The 21,593-nt window shown below is 61.2% G+C and carries 17 protein-coding genes; 9 read left to right on the top strand and 8 right to left on the bottom strand.

Annotated features, from left to right (window positions below; genetic code table 11):
* Positions 1–17 precede the first annotated feature (17 nt).
* A complete protein-coding gene (locus J4E00_RS02085) occupies positions 18–2,303 on the top strand; it encodes a GH92 family glycosyl hydrolase (protein WP_208173349.1) in 2,286 nt (761 codons plus the stop codon).
* Here J4E00_RS02085 and J4E00_RS02080 read toward each other — a convergent pair.
* The 3 genes from J4E00_RS02080 to J4E00_RS02070 all read right to left on the bottom strand — a co-directional run bounded on the left by J4E00_RS02080 (position 2,296) and on the right by J4E00_RS02070 (position 5,864).
* Entirely contained in the window at positions 2,296–3,381 is a 1,086-nt protein-coding gene (locus tag J4E00_RS02080) for a mechanosensitive ion channel family protein (protein ID WP_208173348.1), read from the bottom strand. The two genes, J4E00_RS02085 and J4E00_RS02080, sit on opposite strands and share 8 nt — an antisense overlap.
* 84 nt (positions 3,382–3,465) lie before the next feature.
* Entirely contained in the window at positions 3,466–4,401 is a 936-nt protein-coding gene (locus tag J4E00_RS02075) for an aromatic alcohol reductase (RefSeq protein WP_208173347.1), read from the bottom strand.
* 179 nt (positions 4,402–4,580) lie between these two features.
* Positions 4,581–5,864, bottom strand: coding sequence for a zinc dependent phospholipase C family protein (locus J4E00_RS02070; RefSeq protein ID WP_208173346.1), 1,284 nt, complete (start codon positions 5,862–5,864; stop codon positions 4,581–4,583).
* Between the two features lie 163 nt (positions 5,865–6,027).
* Here J4E00_RS02070 and J4E00_RS02065 point away from each other — a divergent pair, with 163 nt between their 5' ends.
* The 3 genes from J4E00_RS02065 to J4E00_RS02055 all read left to right on the top strand — a co-directional run bounded on the left by J4E00_RS02065 (position 6,028) and on the right by J4E00_RS02055 (position 9,024).
* Positions 6,028–6,795 carry a hypothetical protein gene (locus J4E00_RS02065; RefSeq protein ID WP_208173345.1) on the top strand — a complete coding sequence of 256 codons (768 nt, stop codon included), beginning with the start codon at positions 6,028–6,030 and terminating at the stop codon, positions 6,793–6,795.
* A gap of 84 nt (positions 6,796–6,879) precedes the next feature.
* Positions 6,880–8,073 carry a DUF1624 domain-containing protein gene (locus J4E00_RS02060; RefSeq protein WP_208173344.1) on the top strand — a complete coding sequence of 398 codons (1,194 nt, stop codon included), beginning with the start codon at positions 6,880–6,882 and terminating at the stop codon, positions 8,071–8,073.
* Positions 8,074–8,193: 120 nt separating this feature from the next.
* Positions 8,194–9,024, top strand: coding sequence for a phosphatase PAP2 family protein (locus tag J4E00_RS02055; RefSeq protein ID WP_208173343.1), 831 nt, complete (start codon positions 8,194–8,196; stop codon positions 9,022–9,024).
* An 82-nt stretch (positions 9,025–9,106) separates the two neighbouring features.
* Here the strand turns inward: J4E00_RS02055 and J4E00_RS02050 are convergent, their stop codons facing one another.
* On the bottom strand, positions 9,107–9,457 hold the full coding sequence (locus tag J4E00_RS02050) for a hypothetical protein (RefSeq protein ID WP_208173342.1): 351 nt from the start codon (positions 9,455–9,457) through the stop codon (positions 9,107–9,109).
* Positions 9,458–9,594: 137 nt separating this feature from the next.
* Here J4E00_RS02050 and J4E00_RS02045 point away from each other — a divergent pair, with 137 nt between their 5' ends.
* The 4 genes from J4E00_RS02045 to J4E00_RS02030 all read left to right on the top strand — a co-directional run bounded on the left by J4E00_RS02045 (position 9,595) and on the right by J4E00_RS02030 (position 17,246).
* Complete coding sequence (locus tag J4E00_RS02045; RefSeq protein ID WP_208173341.1) at positions 9,595–12,498, top strand: endo-beta-N-acetylglucosaminidase; 2,904 nt, start codon at positions 9,595–9,597, stop codon at positions 12,496–12,498.
* A gap of 300 nt (positions 12,499–12,798) precedes the next feature.
* Positions 12,799–13,839 carry a LamG domain-containing protein gene (locus J4E00_RS02040; RefSeq protein ID WP_208173340.1) on the top strand — a complete coding sequence of 347 codons (1,041 nt, stop codon included), beginning with the start codon at positions 12,799–12,801 and terminating at the stop codon, positions 13,837–13,839.
* A 280-nt stretch (positions 13,840–14,119) separates the two neighbouring features.
* On the top strand, positions 14,120–15,607 hold the full coding sequence (locus J4E00_RS02035; protein ID WP_208173339.1) for a M48 family metallopeptidase: 1,488 nt from the start codon (positions 14,120–14,122) through the stop codon (positions 15,605–15,607).
* 64 nt (positions 15,608–15,671) lie between these two features.
* Positions 15,672–17,246 (top strand): DUF6770 family protein, encoded by a 1,575-nt coding sequence (locus J4E00_RS02030; protein ID WP_208173338.1) that lies wholly within the window; start codon positions 15,672–15,674, stop codon positions 17,244–17,246.
* Between the two features lie 113 nt (positions 17,247–17,359).
* On the opposite strand, the gene J4E00_RS02025 is transcribed toward J4E00_RS02030, so the two are convergent.
* The 3 genes from J4E00_RS02025 to pncA all read right to left on the bottom strand — a co-directional run bounded on the left by J4E00_RS02025 (position 17,360) and on the right by pncA (position 19,770).
* A complete protein-coding gene (locus J4E00_RS02025) occupies positions 17,360–18,211 on the bottom strand; it encodes an ion transporter (RefSeq protein WP_208173337.1) in 852 nt (283 codons plus the stop codon).
* Between the two features lie 47 nt (positions 18,212–18,258).
* Positions 18,259–19,050, bottom strand: a complete 792-nt coding sequence (locus J4E00_RS02020) for a hypothetical protein (RefSeq protein ID WP_208173336.1) — start codon at positions 19,048–19,050, stop codon at positions 18,259–18,261.
* 105 nt (positions 19,051–19,155) lie between these two features.
* On the bottom strand, positions 19,156–19,770 hold the full coding sequence (gene pncA / locus J4E00_RS02015; protein WP_208173335.1) for a bifunctional nicotinamidase/pyrazinamidase: 615 nt from the start codon (positions 19,768–19,770) through the stop codon (positions 19,156–19,158).
* A 209-nt stretch (positions 19,771–19,979) separates the two neighbouring features.
* Here pncA and J4E00_RS02010 point away from each other — a divergent pair, with 209 nt between their 5' ends.
* On the top strand, positions 19,980–20,849 hold the full coding sequence (locus tag J4E00_RS02010; protein WP_208173334.1) for an SDR family NAD(P)-dependent oxidoreductase: 870 nt from the start codon (positions 19,980–19,982) through the stop codon (positions 20,847–20,849).
* 43 nt (positions 20,850–20,892) lie between these two features.
* On the opposite strand, the gene J4E00_RS02005 is transcribed toward J4E00_RS02010, so the two are convergent.
* Positions 20,893–21,444 carry a GNAT family N-acetyltransferase gene (locus J4E00_RS02005; protein ID WP_208173333.1) on the bottom strand — a complete coding sequence of 184 codons (552 nt, stop codon included), beginning with the start codon at positions 21,442–21,444 and terminating at the stop codon, positions 20,893–20,895.
* Between the last annotated feature and the right edge of the window lie 149 nt (positions 21,445–21,593).

Here is a 21,593-nt window from a genome sequence, read left to right as displayed (position 1 = left end):
CCTCCAACCCGCCCGCCATGTCCTTCCGGTTACTACTGGTTCTGCTGCTTTCATTGCTCGGCACCACCCAATCGGTGGCGCAAGCCCCGGCGCCCGCCGACCTGGTGAACCCGCTGATGGGCACCGATTCCAAGCCCGACCTCTCGAACGGTAATACGTACCCCGCCATTTCGCGGCCCTGGGGCATGAACTGCTGGATGCCCCAAACCGGCAAAATGGGCAACGGCTGGGCCTACCAGTACGGAGCCGATAAAATCCGGGGTTTCAAGCAGACGCACCAGCCCTCGCCCTGGATGAACGACTACGGGCAGTTTGTGCTCATGCCCGGCACCGGCAAAATCAAGGTGGGGGAGGATGAGCGGGCCAGCTGGTTTTCGCATAAGGCCGAAACCGCCCGGCCCTACTATTACAGCGTGTACCTGGCCGATTACGACATCGTGACTGAGATGGCGCCCACCGAGCGCGCCGTCCGGTTCCGCTTCACTTTCCCGCGTACCGACAGCGCCTACGTGCTGCTCGATGCCCTCGACAAAGGCTCCTACGTGAAGCTGCTGCCGGCCCAAAACCGCATCATCGGCTACACCACTCGGAACCGCGGCGGCGTGCCCGCCAACTTCAAAAACTACTTCGTCGTGGAGTTCGACCACCCGTTCACGGCCACGCACCTGTTCAACGACAAAACCCTCACGGCCACCGGTACCGAGCTCACGGCCGACCACGCGGGCGCCGTGGTCAGCTTCCGCACCGGTCGGGGCGAGCAGGTGCAGGCCCGGGTGGCCTCCTCGTTCATCAGCCCGGAGCAGGCCGAGCGCAACCTTCAGGAAATTGGGGCCGATGACTTTGAAACCGTGAAGCAGAAGGGCCGCGATGCTTGGAACAAGGCCCTGGGCCGGGTCGAAATCGGGGGCGGCACCGAGGAGCAGCAGCGCACGTTTTATTCCTGCCTGTACCGCTCGCTGCTGTTTCCGCGCAAGTTTTATGAGCTCGACGCGGCCGGACAGGCCGTGCACTACAGCCCCTACAACGGGCAGGTGCAACCCGGCTTTCTGTACACCGACACCGGGTTTTGGGACACCTTTCGGGCCTTGTTTCCGCTGCTGAACCTGCTCTACCCATCGGTGAATGCCGAAATCCAGGCCGGCCTGGCCAATGCCTACCGCGAAGGCGGCTGGCTGCCGGAGTGGGGCAGTCCGGGCTACCGCAACATCATGGTGGGCAATAATTCGGCCTCCGTGGTGGCCGAGGCCTACCTCAAAGGCGGGCGCGGCTACGACATCAATACCCTCTACCAGGCCCTCACGCACGGGGCCAACAATGCCGGCCCGCTCGAGGCCGTGGGCCGCGCCGGCGTGAGCTACTACAACAAGCTGGGCTATGTGCCCTACGACGTAAAAATCAACGAAAGTGCTGCCCGCACCCTCGAATACGCCTACGACGATTTCGCAATCGCGCAGTTGGCCACGGCCCTGAAACGGCCTAAGAAGGAAATTGCCCTCTACACCCAGCGTAGCCAGAACTACCGCAAATTATTCGACAAACAAACCGGCCTGATGCGCGGCCGCAACCAGAACGGCACCTTCCAAACCCCATTCAATCCCTTCAAATGGGGCGATGCCTTCACCGAAGGCAACAGCTGGCACTACACCTGGTCGGTGTTTCACGACGTACAGGGCCTGATGAACCTGATGGGCGGCCCCCGGCCTTTTCTGGCCACCCTGGATTCGGTGTTCACCCTGCCGCCTACCTTCGACGAGGCCTATTACGGCGAGGTAATCCACGAAATCCGGGAGATGCAGATTGCCCACATGGGGCAGTACGCCCACGGCAACCAGCCGGCCCAGCACATCATCTACCTCTACAACTACGCCGCCCAGCCCTGGAAAGCCCAGTATTGGGCCCGCGAAACCATGAATCGCCTCTACCGCCCCACGCCCGACGGCTACTGCGGCGACGAAGACAACGGCCAGACCTCGGCCTGGTACGTGTTTTCGGCCCTGGGCTTTTATCCGGTGTGCCCCGCTTCGGACCAGTACGTGCTCGGGGCTCCGCTCTTTGCCAAAGCTACCCTGCACCTCGAAAACGGCCACGATGTAGTGCTGAACGCCCCCGCCAACAGCCCCGCCAACCGCTACATCGGCCAGTTGAACATGAATGGCCAACCCTATGGCCACAACTGGCTCAGCCACGCGGCCTTGCAGCAAGGCGCCACGCTGGATTTCGACATGGTGCCCGCGCCGGCTACCACCCGCGGCACCGCCGCGGCCGACGCCCCTTTTTCCGCCTCAAGCCCCGCAGCTAAATAGCCGCCCCAACCACCGGCGGGCCTGCCACCTCGGCCCGCGTGCGCGGCAGGCTCTCAGGAAACTCCCGCTGCAGAAACACCACCAGCCCCTCGCGCACCAGGCAGCGCAGGTCCCAAAGGGCGCTGGCATTGGCGGCGCTCACCAGCGCGCGCAGTTCCAGGGTGCGCTCCTTCGAGTCGGTGACTTGGAGCACGCACACGCGCTGGTCCCAGAGTGGGCTGGCTTCCAGCAGGCGGCGCAGCTCCGTGCGCAGGGCCTCGATGGGCACGGTGTAGTCGGTTTGGAAGAAGACGGCGCCGGTGAGGCGGGCGCTGGTGCGCGTCCAGTTCTGGAAGGGCTTTTCGATGAAGTAGTTGAGCGGCAGCACCAGCCGGCGCTCGTCCCAGATGCTGAGCACCACGTAGGTGAAGGTAATTTCCTCTACGCGGCCCCACTCGCCTTCCACTACCAGCACGTCGTCAATCCGAATGGGTTGAGTGAAGGCAATCTGGAACCCCGCCAGCAGGTTGCTGATGGAGCGCTGCGCCGCAAAGCCCACAATCACGCTGGCAATGCCGGCCGAAGTTAGTAGCCCCGTGCCCAGCCGCCGCACCGTTTCAAAGCTCATCAGAACCAGCCCTACGGCCACAAAGCCGATGAGCGAAGCTGCCAGCTTCTTCAGAAACTGGAGCTGCGTGAGCAGCTTGCGCGCCCGCAGGTTGTCGGGCGAGCCTACCTGGTAGCGCAGCTGCACCAGGTCCTGCAACACATCCAGCGTTTTGATAAGCCCCCAGGCAAAGGAGAGAATCAGCACGAACTCCACGAAGCGGCGCAGCACCTCAAAGGGCTTGGGCGGCAGCGGCACCAGCGGCAGCAGCAGCGAAACAGCCAGCACCGGCAAAAACCACGCACTGGCCGTGCCCAGGTGCCGAATGATGGAGCGCGGCAGGGTCGACTCCTCGCGCCGGCCATAAGCCCGCAGCCCGCCAAAGATTACAAACCGCACCACCAGCCCGGCCGCCAGGCCGCCCAGCAGCACGGCTAGCCCCGTGAAAATATCCGGGAAATGCGTAAGTAAGTGCGTGAGATTTTTAGTCATAAAAGCCGCGCCAAAGGAGTAGGTTGTACCCCGCTGGGGCTGGAAAGGTTGGTGGGAAGGCACCCGTTCGCGCCCTCAGGCCTGCTACCCCAGCACCTCCCGCACCTTCGTCCACCGGATGTCCGGGTAGCGGGCATTGTCGAGCGGCTCCGCTAGCTTGGCCTGGCCGCTGAGCATGTTGTGCAGGTACTGCATGCCCTGCCAGGGCGGAAATACCTCATCCTTGGCGGGCACCAGGGTACGGGTAACATTAATCATCGTGCCCAAAAAGCCCAGGCTGCCCACGCGGAACAGCTTAAAGTCCTTGCCCAGTGCGGCACTGGCTTCCGTCCGCAGCTGGCGGATGCTGGCCACTTCGCCGGCCACGCGTAGGTAGCGCGGGGTGGTGGGGTCGAGGGCGGCCGCGGCGGTGTAGTTGGCAGTGTCTACCATGGTGGTAAAGTCGAGCGGCTGGTCGGCATCGCCCCAGTACACCACCCGGCGCGGGCCCGGCAGCACCACCGGCGCCTGTCCCTTCAGCAGGTCCATAAACATGCCGTTGAGGATGGAGGTAGCCTGAATCGGAGCTTTGTCGAGCCGCTGCTGAAACTCCCGCCGCAGGTCGAAATTGCGGTTGGAGCCCTCCGGCAGCTTCGTAAAATCAGCCGAGAAATCGGAGGGGATGAAGCGCGGCACCCCGGCAGCTACGGCGGCATCGAGCAGGCGGCTTTGGGTGTCCACAATGGTATCGCGCAGGCCGGACAGGGCCGAAATCACGCAGCTTGCGCTGGTGCAGGCCTGCGTGAGGGCCGCCGCGTCCTTGTAGTCGACCGGCACTATTTCCACGCCTTGCAGGCGCAGAGACTCGGCTTCGGCGGTGGCGGTGCTGGTGGGGCGCACTAGGGCCCGCACGGTGGCGCCGCGCCGGCGTAGGTGGTGGGCAATGAGCAGGCCAAGGGCCCCGGTAGCGCCGGCCAGCACGATGGGCCCCGTGGGGGCAGGGGAGGGAGTAGGAAAGTGATTTGGAGTTTCTGCTGGCATAGCGCGGGTACTAAAAGGATGGAAAAGGAAGCGGGACCTGAGCAAGCGGCTCGATGGCGGGGGCTATACGAAGGTTTGGGGGTTTTAATAGAACCCGGCCCCGTGGGCTATTGCCCTGGCCGCCTCGCTGCACCACCGGTTGGTTCACTGGGGAAATAGCGCAAGCTTTGTAGTCTGCGCTACTTGGCGGGCAGGCCCCGGAGCGCTGCCAACGCTTCCTCCGTTTCCTTGCGGTCCTTGTCCGCTTTGCGCTCTTCCTTGTCATCGTCGTGGTCCTGCTGCTGGGCGATGGTGGGCACGCCGTTGGCGAAGAAGACAAGCAGGGCCTGGCGTAGGGCAGGGGTGAGGTGCTCAAACTTGCGCTTGTGCAGCTCGCGCAGCAGCTCGCCGTAGGTTTGGTCGGCTAGGGCGTACGCAGTGGGACGGGTGGGCTGGCCAGTGTCGAGGTTGGTATCGGGCAGGGGCGCGGTGGCAGTGGTATCGGCCGGCTGCTGCTTGGTGAGCTTGCAAAACTGCGCCATTGAGGCCTGGTAGCTGCGGTGAAATTGCAGAGCCCCGGCCTCATCCGTGAGCGTGAAGGCGTAGGGTTTCAGCGGGCCGATTTTGGGCAGCAGCTTGAGCACGCCGGCCAGCAGCCGGGCCCCAAAACCGGGCCGCTCGTAATCGGTGCCGTATTCTTTGCGGAACTGGCGCGGGTGGTTGTTGTAGAGGTAGTCGCGGCGCCGGGCGCGGGGGCTGAGCGCCCGGATTTCCTTGCGCTTGTGGTGCCAAGCTGCCCGGGCCGCCGCCGGCAGCAACTGGTTCACGGCAAAGCGGAAAGTGGCAATGCTGGCGTCAATGCTCAGAAATATCTGCTTCAATTCCAGCCCATACGTCTGCTGGAAAGCGCGTTCCAGCACGTCCTTCGCCACCCGGAAGCCGATGGCCTTGTGGTAGTCCTGGGTGCGGTAGCGCCCGGCCGCCACCTGCACCACATCAAAGGAAAACTCCAGCTCGGTGTGCCGTTTGGTGGACTGCTCATAGGTGACCACGGCCCCAAATTTCTGCTTCAAATCGGGGTAAACCGTACCGATAATCTGGTTTGTACCCTCGGGGTGGCCCACGTTATCGGCGGCGTAGTGGGCCAGCGCGCCGAGGGCGAAGGCGTACTCGTTGCGGTTGCGGGCCTGGCGCAGCAGGTTGCGCACGAAGTCGCCGGCCCGCACGTAGTGCGTCAGGTTGGTGAAAAGGGTGGAACCCAGCGGGTAATAGCCCATGTCCTGCAAAATGGCCCCGCCGTAGGCGTAGCTTTTGGCTTCTTCCAGGGCCTCCGGATTGCCGTTGGGGTAGTGGTGCTGCAGCAGCGGGACGATGCAGGCATCCCAGGTTGAATCGACGACGGCCTGGTGGGTAAGCACGGAGTAGGCCCGGGCGGGGACGGCCGCAGCCGCCAGCAGCAAAACCAGCAAAAAACGAAAAAGCATGAAGCGGGAGCGTAAGCGTGCCTCAGCAACGTGGAAACAGGACTGGCCGTTGTCACAGGGGCCGCGCCAGTTAGGCACGCGGGTGATGCAGCACAATAGAAACCAGCTATATTTCGTTAGGTGAATCAGCCGACGCATCCAGCTGCCGGCCGCCAATTTCGGTATGAAAATCAGTGTTCTGGTCCTGTTGCTGCTGGCCGGCTTGCGGGGCTGCTTTGCCCAAACTTCCGCTCCTGATACTGCCGCAACCGGACCAGATGCGCCCACCGCGCTGGCCGCTTATTCAGCCCCGGCCTACCGGGCTGCGTTGCACCGTTTCGAGGCGCGGCGCCTGCGCCTGGCCGGCCGCTACCGCCGCGCCGCCACGCCCGCTGCCCGCGCCGCCCGCATCGCCGAGGCGCGCCAGCTATTGCTCACGGCCCTCGACAGCACCATCTTCCCGGCCTGGGAGGGTACGCCGTGGGCGTTTTACGGCACCACCTGGGAGCCCCGGCGCGGCAGCATTGCCTGCGGCTACTTCGTGACGACCACGCTGCACGATGCCGGCCTGCGCCTGCAACGCACCGTGCTGGCCAAGCAAACCTCCGAAACCATCATCAAAAACCTGACCTCCGAAGCGCACATCACCCGCTACCGGGGCGTGACGCAGGCCGACTTCGTGGAAAAAGTGCGGGCGCTGGGGCCGGGCCTCTACGTGCTGGGGCTCGATTTTCACGTGGCCTTCCTGCGAGTGCGGGAGGGTGGGGCCGTGCAGATGGTGCATTCGTCCTACGTAGGGCCCGGCACGGTGGTGCGCGAGGCCGCCGAAAGCAGCGATGCGCTGGCCTCGAAGTACCGCGTGCTGGGCAAGGTGTCGGCTGATAACGTCTTCGTGCGCCGCTGGCTGCTGGGAGAAGCCCTGGCCGTGCACGGCGCCACCGTGAAGGAGTAGCGTAGTTAAATTCCGCGGCGCTACTCCAGATGCACAGAGCCGGAATCTGCCTAACTTGGCGGCTGCCAACTTCTTCCGCTTCGTATGTCACCTGCCTTTTCGCCAACCCTTCCCTCCAGCCGGGCCACCACGCCCCGCGTTCAGGCCATTGATGTCGTTCGGGGGCTGATTATGGTCATTATGGCGCTCGACCACATTCGGGATTTCTGGAGTCCAACCACCGTGCGGCCCGAGGACGTGGCTCATGCTTCGGCATTCCTGTTCTTTACGCGCTGGATTACCCATTTCTGCGCGCCAACTTTTGCGTTTCTGGCGGGCACCAGCGTATTTCTGTATCAGCAGAAACAGCCCGGCCGGGGAGCGGTTAGCCGGTTTCTGCTCACGCGGGGACTGTGGCTGGTATGCCTGGAAGTGGTGGTAATGAACTTTCTGCTGCAATGGGGGGCGTATAGCCTGCTTCTGCTCACCGTAATCTGGTCGTTGGGCTGGGGCATGGTGGTGCTGGCCGGCCTCGTCTGGCTGCCCCGCTGGCTGGTGGCCACACTGGCGCTGGCCGTCATTTTTGGGCATAACCTGCTGCCCATCATCCAGCCCGTAACCAGTGCCACCCTGCCATGGGCCTTGCTCTACGACAGTCCCTTTCTGTTTCTGCTCTCGCCCAAATTGCCCGTGCTGGTAGCTTATGCTATTCTGCCCTGGGCAGCAGTGATGGCTGCTGGCTATTGCATCGGACCGTGGTTTCGGCTGCCGCTGCCGGAGCGCAAGCGCCGGTTGCGCTGGGCCGGTTCAGCGGCACTGCTGCTTTTTGTGGTGCTACGGGCCAGCAACCTGTACGGCGACCCAGCGCCGTGGGCCACCCAGGCGCGAGGCCCGGTTTATACCGTGCTGTCGTTTCTGAATGTGACGAAATCTCCCCCATCGCTGCTGTTTCTGAGCCTCACGCTGGGCGTGGCGTTGCTGCTGTTGTCAATAGCTGAGGAACTGCCGGCTCGCCTGCGCGGGTGGCTGGGCGTGTTCGGCAAAGTGCCCATGTTCTACTACGTGGTGCACTTTGCACTCATCAGCTTCAGCACGCTGGTTTGGACGTGGGTGGCGTTTGGCAAGCCCTTCAATCTGGCTTTTGCGCCGCCCGGGGCGTCCCAGCCGGCTGCCTATCAGCCCAGCCTGCTGCGCGCTTATGCGGTGTGGGTAGTTGTGGTGCTGCTATTGTACTGGCCGTGTCGCTGGTACCAAGGCTATAAGCAGCGGCATTCGTACTGGTGGCTGTCGTATCTGTAGCGCTAGCGCTCAGATGGCCTGTGCCGCCGGGCACTGCCCACATGCTCTGGACAAGCGCAACACTCGCCAACCTCGACCGCTGGTTTTCCGTTTGGGTCTTCATCAATTCTTAACATTTCGATGAAGCTCTTTACCTCTTTCGCCTTGGCAGCTTCTTTGCTGACCGCCACTGCGCCCACTGTTTCGGCCCAGCAAGCCGATTCTCCCTACCATACCCGCTTCGCTGTCGACGGCCCTATCATTCTGGGCCTGGGGGCGGTGAGCGGCTTCGGCCTGTACCGCGTGCAGCAAAAAAGCGGCCTGAGCGACGCCGAGCTGGCCAACCTGAAAAAATCAGACGTGCCGCGCTTCGACCGCTTTTCGGCCGGCTACTACAGCGAATCAGCCCAGACGACCAGCGACTTCCTGTGCTACCCCACGCTGCTGGTGGCGCCCGGCTTGCTCGCCCTCAACGACAACGTGCGCGGCCGCTACGGCCAGGTACTGGGCATGTACGTAGAAGCCCTGCTGGCCTCCGATGCTCTGTTCACGACCAGTGTGGGCAATATTTACCGCTACCGGCCCTACCTCTACGGTACCGAGGGCGGCAGCGGCCGCAGCGGCAAAATAGCTACCAACTCCTTCTTCGCGGGCCATACGGCGCACACGGCCACGGCCACTTTCTTCGCTGCCAAGGTGATGCACGATTTCAACCCGGGCTACGCCGGCGAGCCCTTTGTGTGGGGCGCGGCCGCCGTGGTACCGGCCGCCGTGGCCTACTACCGCATCCAGGCCGGCAAGCACTTTCTTTCCGATAACATCGTGGGCTACACCGTGGGCGCTACCATGGGCATTCTGGTGCCGCAGCTGCATAAGAAAAAGAATGGCTCGGGCATGTCGTTGGCACCCATGCAGGGCGTGAACGTGAATGGCTACGCCTATTCCGGCATGCTGCTAACCAAGCGGCTGTAAGCACGGTACCCTAAACGATAGCCAGCTGGGACAAGGACCCCGAATTAGAAATTCGGGGTCCTTGTCCCAGCTGGCTTTTTACTTATTTCACCGTACCGGTGCTCACCGCGCCAGTGGTTTTATCTACCTCGAAACGGGCGGCGTTGGGCATGCGCTTGGCCCAGTCGGTACGGGGCACCAGCACTTGCCAGGTAGCCTCGTTGTCATTCACGCGGGCCGAATCAACCACAAACAGGGCGGCGTTGGGCTGGGTTTGGATGTACTTGCCCACGGCGGCCCGGGCATCGGCTTCGGAGAGCTGTGTGGGGGCGGCGGGCGGTGTAGCGACGGGCGCTTCGGGCGTAGTGGGAGTGGCGGTGCTGGGCGGCGTTTGCTGGCAGCTGGTCAAGGTGCAGGCAGCACCAAGCAAGAGAAAGGCGAGGGGTTTAAACATGCCGCAAAGCTACAGAACGCCTTTTTGAGAAGCAGGATATAGCTTTTCATGGCGGCAACAATAGCTGTGGCGTACCTTGAGCGAAAATTTACCACCCAGTAAATCTTCCTCATCTTCCTCACCTCCTTTTGTTGCCCATGATGCACCACTACCTCCGCAAGTGCCTGCTATTTGCGCTGTTATTCACGGCGCTGGCGGCCCAGGCCCAGATTGAGCCCGCCGCCCAGTACACCACCCTCACCCCGGCCCAGCTAATGGCCTGGACGCCCACCGGCGCCACCGCCCTGCCGGCCAACGTGAGCACCGTGCCCCTGGCCACCCGCCAGAATGCCCTGGCCCCGCAGCTCAACCCGGCCCAGAGCTTCAGCGCCAAAGTGAACTGGTGCCCTGATGGCATGAACAACTTCTCGGGCTACCTCACCGAGCGGCCCCAGTTCAACCTCTACAACTTCACCCACTGGCAGTACATCGACGTGCTGACCTGGTTTGCCAGCCCGGTGGGCATTCCGTGCCGGCCGTGGGTGGAGGCGGCCCACCGCAACGGCGTCAAGATTATCGGCACCGTTTTCACCGACCGGGCGGGCTTTGTGGCGCTGTGCCAGAAGGATGCTTCGGGCAACTACATCGGCGCTCAGAAGCTGGTGGACGTGGCCAATTACTACGGGTTCGATGGCTGGTTCTTCAACGAAGAATCGGCCCTGAGCACGGCCGAAGCCACCGAACTGATAAACTTGCTCAAGCAGCTGCAAACCATCCGGCCGGCCGGCATGGAAATCCATTGGTACGACTCCATGCTACCCAGCGGGACTATTTCATACCAGAATTCGCTGACGACAGCCAACGCGCCGCTGCTGCAAAGCGGTGCTACCCGGGTGAGCGACGCCATGTTCACCAACTATTTCTGGACCGGCGCCGCCACGTTCAACTCGCTGACGAACGTGGCCGCCAGCATCGGTCGCAGCCCCTTCGATATCTACACCGGTGCCGATATCTGGCCCGGCCGCAACCCCCAGCAGCTGTTCAACAATACCACGTGGCTGAGCAACTTCTACACCGGCGGCAGCCCGGCCCAGCCCCGCTCGTCGCTGGCCGTGTTTGCCCCCAACATGACTTACAACGGCAACCAGAATACGTTCAGCACCAATCCCGCCGACTACGCCAACTTCTACCGCACCGAGCAGCGCCTCTTTTCTGGCGACGACCTCGACGTGACTTCTGAGGATGTGACCGGATGGAAGGGCTTTGGCTACTACCTGCCGGTGCGCAGCGTCATCAACTCGCTGCCTTTCAACAGCTACTTCTCGGTAGGGCAGGGGAAAATATTTGCCAACAACGGCGAGCAGGTGGCCAAAGCCTGGACCGATATGGCCAAGCAGAGCATCATGCCATCCTGGCAATGGGCCAAAACCGGCGCGGCCAGCATCGCGGCCTCGTTCGATTTTACGCGCGCTTACTACGCTGGCACCTCCATCAAATTTGCTGGTGCCCTCAGCGGCAGCAACAGCGCCGACCTTAAAATCTACCAGACCAAAATTGCCGTCACGGCACCCACGCGCTGCGACTTGACCTACAAAATGGGTGTTGCCGGGGCCAGCAATACCAAGCTGGCGCTCTACTTCTCCGACAACCTAGCCGTGCCCGAACTGCTCGACCTGCCCGCCGTGACCGATACCCTCTGGCACACCAACACCTTCAACCTGGCGCCCTACGCCGGCCGCGAACTGGCCATCATCGGCGTGCGGGCCGCGAGTACTGCCGCCGTGCCCGCCTACCGCCTCAACCTGGGCCGCCTGAACCTATACAACAGCGCAGCCCTCACCACCCGGCCCACAGTGGGCTTCTCCACCGAATACACCACCGTGCTCACCACCCAGCCGGTCACCTTCGCCAACTCCTCAACCGATGCCACGTCCTACACCTGGACTTTTGCGGGTGGCAACCCGGCCACCAGCACCGCCGTGCATCCCACCGTGGCCTACACCACGCCCGGCACCTACACCGTGAAGCTGCGCGCCGAAAACGCCATCGGCCGCGACTCTGTTACCCGCGTGGGCTACATCACGGTGGTGGCTGCGCCACCGGTGGGCAGCAATACCGCCCTGCTTTTCGACGGCTTGAGCAAATACGTTGATGCCGGCGTTATCAACCTCAACAACAGCCCTTATACCATGGAATGTTGGGTGAAGGTGAACAGCTTTAAAACCGGCTCGCCGTTCATTTCCAGCATCATGGGCATGGAAGATGGTAACAACGTTGCCGAAGTTCGTCTCGGCGATGCCGGTATCACGGCCGACCGGCTGCAGTTTGTGGCCAACCTAGGCGGAGCCACCCGCAAGCTGGCTTCCAACTCAGTGCTCACCGCCGGCACCTGGTACCACATTGCCGCCACCTACGACGGGGCCAATGGCGGCGCCATGATGAAGCTCTACATCAACGGGGTGCTCGATGCGTCGATGACGGCCGGCGGCAACGCTTTCGCGAATGCAGCCTTCTCTATAGGCCGCAACTACTCCAACTCGCGCTGCCTTGATGGCTCCATCGACGAAGTGCGGGTGTGGAAGCGCGCCCTGACCGCTGCCGAAATCCTGGCCAACCCCTGCGATGTGCCCCCGACTTCCACCAGCCTGGAGGCCTACTGGAAGTTCAACGAAGCTACCGGCACCGTCACCCAGGACCTCACCGGCCACAACCACCTGGGCACGCTCCTCAACATGAGCCCCAGTGACTGGTCGGCCAATGTGCCCACGCAGTGCGCCACCGTGACGGCCACCCTACCCGGCCGTACCGCCTCCGATTTGCAGCTGCTGGTGTACGGCAACCCCGTGCCCGGCCACGCCGCCGAAATCGAAATCCGGGGAGCCACCGGCCAGACCGTACAACTCCAGCTGTTCAACAGCCTGGGTATCCTGGTGCTGACGCAGGAAGTGCAAGTTGTTGCCGGGCAGCGGCTTGCCCTGCCAATGCCCGCTGCGGCCGGCCTCTACGTGCTGCAGGTCCGCACCGCTACCGGCACGGCCACCGCGAAGCTGCTAAAACCGTAACAACCCCCACAAGGGCATAAAAAAACCAGGTAGCGCCTAGCTGCCTGGTTTTTTTATGCAATGAAAATTCCTGCGTTAGTAGAACGAGTGCCCCGAAGCAATACTTGGTTTCCACAAGAACCAGCTGGAACAACTTTTTGAAGTCCGTTCGGCCTATTCCTGGCTAACTCAAACAGCGGTTAAACAACTTCCGGAAATAGCTTCACTATATCTATGCCGAGCTATTGCTTTCCTGCTTACAGGAATTAGATTTGCCATGTTACCGGTTTTCCACATCATCCCTTTTTTTAAACCACCCCCATGAAACAACACTACAAAAAACTGCCCAAGTACCTTGCCGCGCTGGGCCTTCTGGCGCTGAGCGCCCTGCCAAATGCCGCCCAAGCCCAAGCCAACACAGCCCTGCTGTTCAACGGCAGCACGAAATCTGCCAGCACCACGGCTAACGTCAATCTCAGCGGTGCGGCCCTCAGCATGGAATGCTGGGTGAAAGTGACAGCCTTCAAAACGTTGTCGCCCTACATCACCAGCATCATCGGGATGGAAACCGGCAGCAACATTGCCCTGCTCCGCACCGGCGATGTGGGCCAGTCCCCTAACAAGCTTCAGTTTGTGCTGCAGCTGGGCACGATATCGCAAAAGCTGTCTTCAACCACGGCGCTTGCCACCAACACCTGGTACCACGTTGCTGCTACCTACGACGGCTCCATGATGCGCATCTACCTCAACGGGGTGCTCGATTGCAGCCTGGCCGCTACCGGCACTGCCGTGGCCAACGCGCCCTTCAGCATGGGCCGCACCTACGAAGACCTGCGCATCCTCAACGGCTCGCTCGATGAAGTGCGGGTGTGGACCCGCGCCCTGACCGCCACTGAAATTCTGGCCAACCGCTGCCAGGTAGCGCCCACCGCTACCGGCCTGGCCGGCCTCTGGCGCTTCAACGAAGGCAGTGGCACCACCGCCGGCGATGCCAGCCCCGGCAACCACCCCGCCACCCTGCTGAACATGGTGGCCGCCGACTGGAGCACCACCGTACCCACGGCCTGCGCTACGACCACGGCCACACTGGGCGGCCTGAATACCGCCAGTGGCCTGCAGGTAGTACCCAGCGAAAACCCGGTTGCAGGCCGCCAGGCCGAAGTTGAAATCCGGGGCGCAGCCAGCCAGACCGTTTCGGTACAAGTGCTGAACAACGTGGGCCAGGTGGTGCTCACGAAAGAAGTGAAAGCCACTTCCGCAGCCGAGCGGGTGGCCGTGGAGTTACCCCAGGCAGCCGGCCTCTACGTGCTGCGGGCCAGCACTGCCGCTGCCGCCGCCACGGCCAAGCTGCTGAAGCAATAATTGTTGCTTTTAAACAAATAGGGAAGGGGCTCTTCAGTTGAAGAGCCCCTTTTTTATGCCCATGCAGCACGCACGACCTTCCGGAAACGAAACCGGACCTTCAGACCTCGCCCGAATAGGCGTGGCACCTATTCAACTGGGCCCTTAATACGGATGCATAATTATTCTTATGGATAAAATAAATTGCTCGTTGCTATAGGATTATACTTCGGCGTTCGGCTAGCTTTGAGGCCATTATATAGCCGTCTTGCGCTCTGCCAATAAACCGCGCACTGCCTTTATGTTTCGACTTCTCTGCCTGCTGATAATCGGCGTGTTGGGTGCAAATGGTGCCCTGGCGCAGGATGCCGCTTACCTGCCCTATTATTCCCGGGATACCACTCAGCTCTACCAGCTGGCCGTAGCCCAGCGCAACGACGTGAAAACGCACCTCGTGGTGCCCAAAACCGGCAGCAGCGAGTACCGCGAGCACTACAAAAAAGTAGTGAAGGAAGCGTCCGACGATGTGTTTAATTCCATCCGCTATTCGGCCTTGCTCGACCCCGTGGTGGAGCCCTTCGTGCAGCAGGTATTTGCCCGCATTCTAAAGGCCAACCCGCAGCTGCCCACCGCTCGGCTCGTGCTCACCCGCAACCCCGAGCCCAACGCCCACGCCGTGGGCAACGGCACGGTGATGCTCAACCTGGGCTTGCTCCCTCGCCTCGAAAACGAAAGCCAGCTGGCCTTTATTCTCTGCCACGAGCTGGCCCACGTAGCCTGCCGGCACATGGAAAATGGCCTGCAGGAGCGCCTGACCACCCTGCACAGCAAGGAGTTGAAGCGTGAGTTTCGGCGCATCATCAACTCCGAGTATAACATCGGCTCGCAGATTAAAGCCCTGGCCCTGGGTTTCTCGCTCAACAACAGCTACCACCACCGCCGCTTTGAGCGGCAGGCCGACTCGCTGGGCTACGTGCTCCTGACCCATACCGCCTACGAAGCCCCCCAGGCTTACCGCGCCCTGGAATTGCTCGACACCATCGATGAGCCCGAAAATCCCGCGCCGCTGGCTTTGCCCTCTTATTTTAGCTGCGCCGATTTTCCCCGGGCTTTCGGGAATGCCCCGGCCAAACCAACGTCCATTTTCACGGTGAAGGCGGCCGAGAAAACCGTGCTCGAAAGTACCGACACCCTCAAGTCGCATCCTGACTGTGCCAAGCGCATGCGCTTCGTGCAGACGTTGGCGCACGACCAAGTGGCAAAAGGCCCGCAACCGACCAGCCCGCCCGATTTTGCCCGCATCCGCAGCCTGAGCCGGCTGGAAGTCGTGCAAAGCTGGTTCGACTACGACTGTTATGACCATGCGCTGTTTGAGGCGCTGCAGTTGCTGCCGCAGCAGCCCAACAGCCCTTTTCTGCGCTCGGTAGTGCTGCTGAGCCTGTTTGAACTGCGCCAGCATTTGCAGGACCACACCTACACCGAGGTGGTTTCAAATATCTCCACCCATCAGCCGGCCAATTTCAATGCGCTGCTGCGCACGCTCCACGACCTGCGCTACGAAGACTTCACGGGCCTGAGCACCTGCTTTGCGCAGGCCAGCGCCCCGGCCGCTGCCATGCCCGCCGACGAATACACCCTGGCTGCCCGCTACGCCACCACCGTCCTGGCTACTGAAGCAACATCTGCCACGGCCAAAGGCCTGCGTGACCAATACCAGAAGCAGTACGCTGGTGGGCGGTTCGACAAACTGCTGTTTCCGGTAACTCCCGCCAAGGCCATGCGGCGCTAAGCTTGCATCTCATTTCCAGTTATTTCCCACTCCTATTTCTCAACTTTTTACTGCACTCTTTTTCATGAAGTTTACCAAACGTGCGGCCCTGGCCGCTCTGTTCGCGTTGTCGGCTTCGGCTGCTTCGGCCCAAACCAAAACGCTGGATGGCATCCAGAATATGCACCGCACGGCGGTGTCGCCCATCTATGCCGGCAACGAGGTGAAAGGCTACCTCATGTTCGGCCGGGGCGACAAGGCCGACCGGAAAAACGACAACTACCTGCTCGATTTCTACGACCAAGACCTGGGCAAGGTGTCCAACGTCACCATTCAGAAACCTTCCGGACGCTATAGCCTGATTAGCAATACTTTCAATGGTTCGGCTTTCGCCTTCTATTTCCTCAATTCCAAGGAGGACAAGCTGGAGATGGAAACCTACGACACCGGCCTTAAGAAAATAGGCACCAAGGTGATTGACGACATCTCGAAGGCCGATAAAATGATGATTTCCACCCAAATGCGGGGCCAGGAAACCAACGGCGGCATGATGGGCAACGGCATGACGCTGTTTCCGGTGCCCGGCCTGGGGTTTGTGCGCAACAGCTACACCGGCATGGCCAAGGGCTACGCCATGGTGATGTACGATAACAACCTGAATGCCAAGTGGCGCGTGGCTTCCGACGAGAAGTCGAAGTTTTACGAAACGCTGGGCCTGACCGAGGCCGTGGACAAGTACGTGTTGGGCATCAAGATGCAGCGCGATGGGCTGATGTCGCGCAAATTCACGTCGACGATGGTGGCCATTGATGCCACCACGGGCAAAAAGGTGTTTGACATGCCCGTGGAAACCAGCAAGACCGAGCAGCTCTCGCTCAGCTCCTTCACCTTCGACCCCGCCACGCGCGAGTTTGTAGCCGTGGGCGAGTATTACAAGCTGGACGACAAGCCCTTCGTGAACAAAAGCCAGGGCTTCTACATCAAGCGCTTCACCGAAGCCGGCAAGTTGATTGGCGGCAAAAACTTCGGCTGGCAGCGCGAGGTGATGGCCATCATGCCCAACGAAGCCAAGCCCAGCCTAGAAGACAACTACGTGAACTACGCCCATTCCATTGTGAAGGGCTCCAATGGCAAGCTCTACATCGTGGCCGAGCAGTTCAAAATCGTGGGCGACGGCTTGGGTATTGCCCTCACCGCCCTCGGCGGTCGCGGCGCCAGCGTATCGAAGGGCAAAGTGGGCAACATGTTCGTGTTTGAAGTGGACCCGCAGGCCAACCTGACGGCCGTAAAATTCTACGCCAAAGACCCTTCCAACGCCTCCCTGCCCGAAGGCAGCGGCTTCATGAGCGCCGGCATCCTGGGCCACATCATGAAAGCGCAGGGCGATTTCGACTACCAGTTCATGCAGAAGAACGACGCCAATTCGCAGTTCAACGTGGTGTATATCAACTTCGATAAGGAAAAGGGCGAAGCCACCAAAAAAGTGGTGGGCAACATTGCCTTCGGCGACAACGGCAAGTACGCCGTCGACAAAATTGACCTCACCAGCGGCTCCACCTATTCCTACGTGTACCCAGCCAAGCCCGGCTACGTCATGATTGCCGACTATTACAAGAAGAAAAGCCAGCTGGGTATGAAGCTGGTGAAGCTGAATATCTGATGCTTAATGAGTAAATGATGCAAAAGGCCCGGTAGCTCTACCGGGCCTTTTTTGTTGGCAAATGGCTTCGTTTCGGCTGGTCGGCTCTGCCACTGGGCCGGGGCGCGGAAAGGCTACAGCTTCTCGCCGCAACGCCAGCAGAACTCGGCATCGACCCGGTGTTCGGGGGCCTGGCAGACGTGGCAGACGAACTGCCGGTAGGCCGGCGGTGGGGGAGTAGCGGGCCCTGTTTGCGGGGCGGGCGTGGCCATCTGGGCCGATACAATGCCCGTGGGCACGGCAATGATGGCGTAGCCCATAATCATGAGCAGCGAGGCCAGCGTCTGGCCCAGGATGCTGACGGGCGAAATGTCGCCGTAGCCAACCGTGGTAACCGTTACAATGGCCCAGTACACGCTTTTGGGAATGCTAGTGAAACCGTGCTCGCCGCCTTCTACCACGTACATCAGCGTGCCCACCACAACGGTGAGCATGAGCACTGCCGCGAGAAACACCACAATTTTGAAGCGGCTGGCTTTGAGCGCACTCACGATGAACTCGCCCTGCCCCACAAACTGCCCCAGCTTGAAAATACGGAACATGCGCAGCAGCCGCAGGATGCGAATGGCTAGCAAATACTGCCCGCCCGCAAATGCCAGGGCCAGCAGAGCGGGCACCGTGGACAGAAAATCAATAATGCCGAGCAGGCTAAAAGCGTACGTCAGGGGCCGGCGTACCACCAGCAGCCGGGCCAGATATTCCACCAGAAACAGGCCAGTGAAAAGCCATTCCACCGCCCGCAGCACGGGGCCGTATTCGGCATTGATGCGGCGTACGCTGTCGAGCATCACCGTGGCTACGCTCAGCACAATGGCCGCCAGCAGCACAATGTCGAATGCCCGCCCGGCGCGGGTGTCCGACTCAAAAATGACGCTGTAGGCGGCGCGCTGCCAGCCGGGGGCCGAGTCGCGGGGACGGATTTCCATACCCCCTCAATACGGTACCCGAGCTTTGCCGTTGGCTGGGCGACGCGCTAGGCCGTTTTTACGAAGCGAATCAGCTCGCGCACCTGGTTCAGGAAGCGGGCATCTTCGGAGAGCTTGGCGATTTCCTGGGCGGTCTGGCGGGCCAGGGCTTCGTGCTCGCGGGCGTTCTGGCGGGTGAGCTCCTCCACCAGGCTGTCGAGGCGGTCGAAGTGGCGGGCATCGGCGGCTTGCTTCTGGGCCAGCTGGTGCGCCCAGGAATCCGTTTCAGAAATATCGAGCGAGTTATTGATGCTTTTCAGTTGGGATTCTAAGTCCTGCACGCGGGTGCGCAGCTCCATCACGTCTTCACGCGGGTAGTGCACCTGGTGCTTCATCAGCCGCAGGCGGTCGGCCAGGTGCTCGTAAGCGCGGGCCGCCGGGCGGGCAAAGGTGAGGGCCAGCGCCGCAATGGCCGCCGGGTAACCCACCGCTACCACCTGAAAGTAGGCGAGCACAAACAGCACTGCCGCCGTGAACAGGTGCAACACCACCGCCAGCGTGCGAAACCGCGTGGCCATGCGCCGGGCAAAGGCCACGTGCTCCTCGTTCACGGCAATGCCTCTTTCCCGCGAAGCCTGCGCCTCTTCGACCACGCCGAGGGCGGCAAAGTGCGCGTTCCAGGGCAGGGTAGTGACCACGCCCAGCCACCACAAAATGCCCACGCCCACCATCCAGTCGATAAGGCTGCCCACCGGCACATTCAGCCAGTGCAATCCAAAAAACAGCAATAGCGCCCCGATAGCGAGGAAAAACAGCATGGCCACGAAGCCACCAAATGACATGGGGGAAGAAGTATTCATAAAAACGGGAAAGGTAGAGGCGCGTATTTGTGCCTCGTTATTGAACGTTGGATTGGGCGAATGGCGTGGGCGACGAGCCGCAAATAGGCGCCTCTATCCCAGATTTCAGCGAGCCAGAACAGCCGTGCTTGGCGTGAGCCGGCCACCCTGCTGCTGCAAATCGGCCTTGGCCTTCTCCCAGCCCTCGGCCGAGATGGCGCGGGTAGCATCCTCGATGATGGTAGCGGCGAAGCCCTCCGCCAACGCGTCTTTGGCGCTGAAATAAACGCAGTAGTCGGCCGCGAGGCCCGCCAGGTACACTTCGGTCACGCCCCGGCCGCGCAGGTAGTCGGCCAGGCCGGTGCTTTTGCGGTGGCCATTGTCGAAAAATGCGCTGTAGCTATCGATTTCCGGGTTCATGCCCTTACGGAAAATGGCCTCGATGCGCTCAGTTTGCAGGGCTGGGGCGAGGGCCGCGCCCTCGCTGGCCTGGGTGCAGTGGTCGGGCCAGAGCACTTGCGGCAAGCCATGCAGGTCAATTTCCTCGAACTGCGTACGACCGGCGTGGCTGCTGGCGAAGCTCTGGTGACCGGCCGGATGCCAGTCCTGCGTGGCTACCACCAGCTCAAATTGTGGCTGTAAGTCGTTTACCAGCTTAATGATGGCGTCGCCCTCGGGCACGGCCAAACGGCCGCCGGGCAAAAAATCGTTTTGAATATCAATGAGCAGAAGCGCTTTCATAGAGAGGGGAAGAGGTATTTAAGCACAAAAGAACGTCATTCGGCGCGCAGTGGCCCCAAGGTCGGCGCAACCAGGCAGCTTTACCAGGCCTCGGGATGACAGGCGACGTCAGGTGCAATTGCCCGGCACGTTGGGCAAGAGCTAAATCAAGCATTTACATCATCGCTACGTTTACCCAGGCACCGGCGTCATTTCAACGCCCCATCATTATGCCAGACCTTAAAAATCAAATTGTTCTCGTCACGGGTGCCACTTCTGGCATTGGCGAAATCACGGCTATGGCACTGGCCAAAATGGGCGCCCACGTGGTGTTGCTGGCCCGTAGCGCCGCCAAAGCCGCCGCCACTCAGCAGAAAATAAAAGCCGCTGCCGGCCACGACCAGGTCGATATTCTACTGGCCGACCTAGCCGACCTGGGCCAGGTGCGCCGCACCGCCGCCGAGTTCAACGCCCGCTACCCGCGCCTCGACGTGCTGGTGAATAACGCCGGCCTCATCCTTGGGAGCGAGCGTCAATTGTCGCCCGACGGCTACGAGCTAGGGGTGGCGACCAACCACCTTGGCCCGTTTCTGCTCACCAGCCTGCTGTTCGATAAGCTGAAAGCAAGCCCGGCAGCCCGCATTGTGAACGTGGCTTCGAAAGTGTACCACATTGCCCGACCCAATCTGGCCGATTTTCAATCAGCGCAAGGCTATGGTGCCATGCGCGTGTACGCCAATACCAAGCTTTACAACATCCTGTTCACGCAGGAGTTGGCGCGCCGTCTGCGCACCCACGGCATTGCCAATATTAGTACTAACGTGCTGCACCCCGGTGTGGTGGCCAGCAGCTTTGGCAGCGGGGTGGGTGGGGTCATGGGCCTGGTTGCTCAGCTGGGCCGCCCGTTCATGATTTCAGCGGAGAAAGGCGCCGAAACCAGCATTTTCCTGGCTTCGGCGCCTGAGGTAGCCAGCACCAGCGGCGGCTATTTCGACAAGAAAAGGGCTGAACCCGTGAAGCACCGTTTCAACACGCCGGAAAATGCCCGCCGCCTTTGGGAGCTGAGCGAGCAACTGACGGGCACGCAGTTTCTGGATTGATTGCATTGGTTTGCCCCTTTTTCTGAATTCCACCCTGACTATACTACGCTGGTTTGTGGGGTGGGTGCAGGGCCCGCCACTCATCTTCCAGAATGCCCATTTCGACCAGGGTCCAGTAGTCGTCGCCGTGGCGCACTACATCACGCAGCCGGCCTTCCTCCTGGAAACCGCATTTGAGGTAACAGTTGATGGCTGCATGGTTGAAATCGTACACGCCCAGGCTGATGCGGTGCAGCTTCAGGTCCTCAAATCCAATGCGGAGCAGGGCCTTTACCATGCCCTGGCAGATGCCGCGCCGTCGCTCGGTGGTGTTGCCCACCAGCACGCGGGTGATGCGGCCGGCCCGGTCGCGCGTGCTGATGCCCCCCAACGAAATATGCCCCACCGTAACGCTCGTTTTCGAATCCACGGCTTTGTAAATGAACACGTCGGGGTCGTTAATGTCGTTTGAGCCTTCCACATACCACGTCAGGCCGGCCTCGGAAAGCGGGAAGGAGAACATCGAGCCGCTCCACTCTTTCATGAGCCGCTCGTCGTCAACCCATTCCATGAGCTGGGTGAAGTCGTCGGAGGTGAAGGGTTCCAGTTTAATCATGAAGTACGGCGCCGGGGCGAAAAATAAGGTCAGCAATAAGCCCGCAAGATAGGGGCTGAACTGGGCTCAAAAGCACCTCTCCTGCACAGGATGTCGTGCTGAGAGCTATCTGTCATCCTGAGCTTGCGAAGGACCTTGTCACGTTATAA

This window comes from Hymenobacter negativus (assembly GCF_017571495.1).
Taxonomy (GTDB): domain Bacteria; phylum Bacteroidota; class Bacteroidia; order Cytophagales; family Hymenobacteraceae; genus Hymenobacter; species Hymenobacter negativus.
This window is presented reverse-complemented; position numbering and strand designations above follow the sequence as displayed.

Coding starts and splice junctions, on each gene's coding strand:
- J4E00_RS02085 (WP_208173349.1), top strand. CDS start 18: ATGTCCTTCCGGTTACTACTGGTTCTGCTGCTTTCATTGCTCGGCACC.
- J4E00_RS02080 (WP_208173348.1), bottom strand. CDS start 3,381: ATGACTAAAAATCTCACGCACTTACTTACGCATTTCCCGGATATTTTC.
- J4E00_RS02075 (WP_208173347.1), bottom strand. CDS start 4,401: ATGCCAGCAGAAACTCCAAATCACTTTCCTACTCCCTCCCCTGCCCCC.
- J4E00_RS02070 (WP_208173346.1), bottom strand. CDS start 5,864: ATGCTTTTTCGTTTTTTGCTGGTTTTGCTGCTGGCGGCTGCGGCCGTC.
- J4E00_RS02065 (WP_208173345.1), top strand. CDS start 6,028: ATGAAAATCAGTGTTCTGGTCCTGTTGCTGCTGGCCGGCTTGCGGGGC.
- J4E00_RS02060 (WP_208173344.1), top strand. CDS start 6,880: ATGTCACCTGCCTTTTCGCCAACCCTTCCCTCCAGCCGGGCCACCACG.
- J4E00_RS02055 (WP_208173343.1), top strand. CDS start 8,194: ATGAAGCTCTTTACCTCTTTCGCCTTGGCAGCTTCTTTGCTGACCGCC.
- J4E00_RS02050 (WP_208173342.1), bottom strand. CDS start 9,457: ATGTTTAAACCCCTCGCCTTTCTCTTGCTTGGTGCTGCCTGCACCTTG.
- J4E00_RS02045 (WP_208173341.1), top strand. CDS start 9,595: ATGATGCACCACTACCTCCGCAAGTGCCTGCTATTTGCGCTGTTATTC.
- J4E00_RS02040 (WP_208173340.1), top strand. CDS start 12,799: ATGAAACAACACTACAAAAAACTGCCCAAGTACCTTGCCGCGCTGGGC.
- J4E00_RS02035 (WP_208173339.1), top strand. CDS start 14,120: ATGTTTCGACTTCTCTGCCTGCTGATAATCGGCGTGTTGGGTGCAAAT.
- J4E00_RS02030 (WP_208173338.1), top strand. CDS start 15,672: ATGAAGTTTACCAAACGTGCGGCCCTGGCCGCTCTGTTCGCGTTGTCG.
- J4E00_RS02025 (WP_208173337.1), bottom strand. CDS start 18,211: ATGGAAATCCGTCCCCGCGACTCGGCCCCCGGCTGGCAGCGCGCCGCC.
- J4E00_RS02020 (WP_208173336.1), bottom strand. CDS start 19,050: ATGAATACTTCTTCCCCCATGTCATTTGGTGGCTTCGTGGCCATGCTG.
- pncA (WP_208173335.1), bottom strand. CDS start 19,770: ATGAAAGCGCTTCTGCTCATTGATATTCAAAACGATTTTTTGCCCGGC.
- J4E00_RS02010 (WP_208173334.1), top strand. CDS start 19,980: ATGCCAGACCTTAAAAATCAAATTGTTCTCGTCACGGGTGCCACTTCT.
- J4E00_RS02005 (WP_208173333.1), bottom strand. CDS start 21,444: ATGATTAAACTGGAACCCTTCACCTCCGACGACTTCACCCAGCTCATG.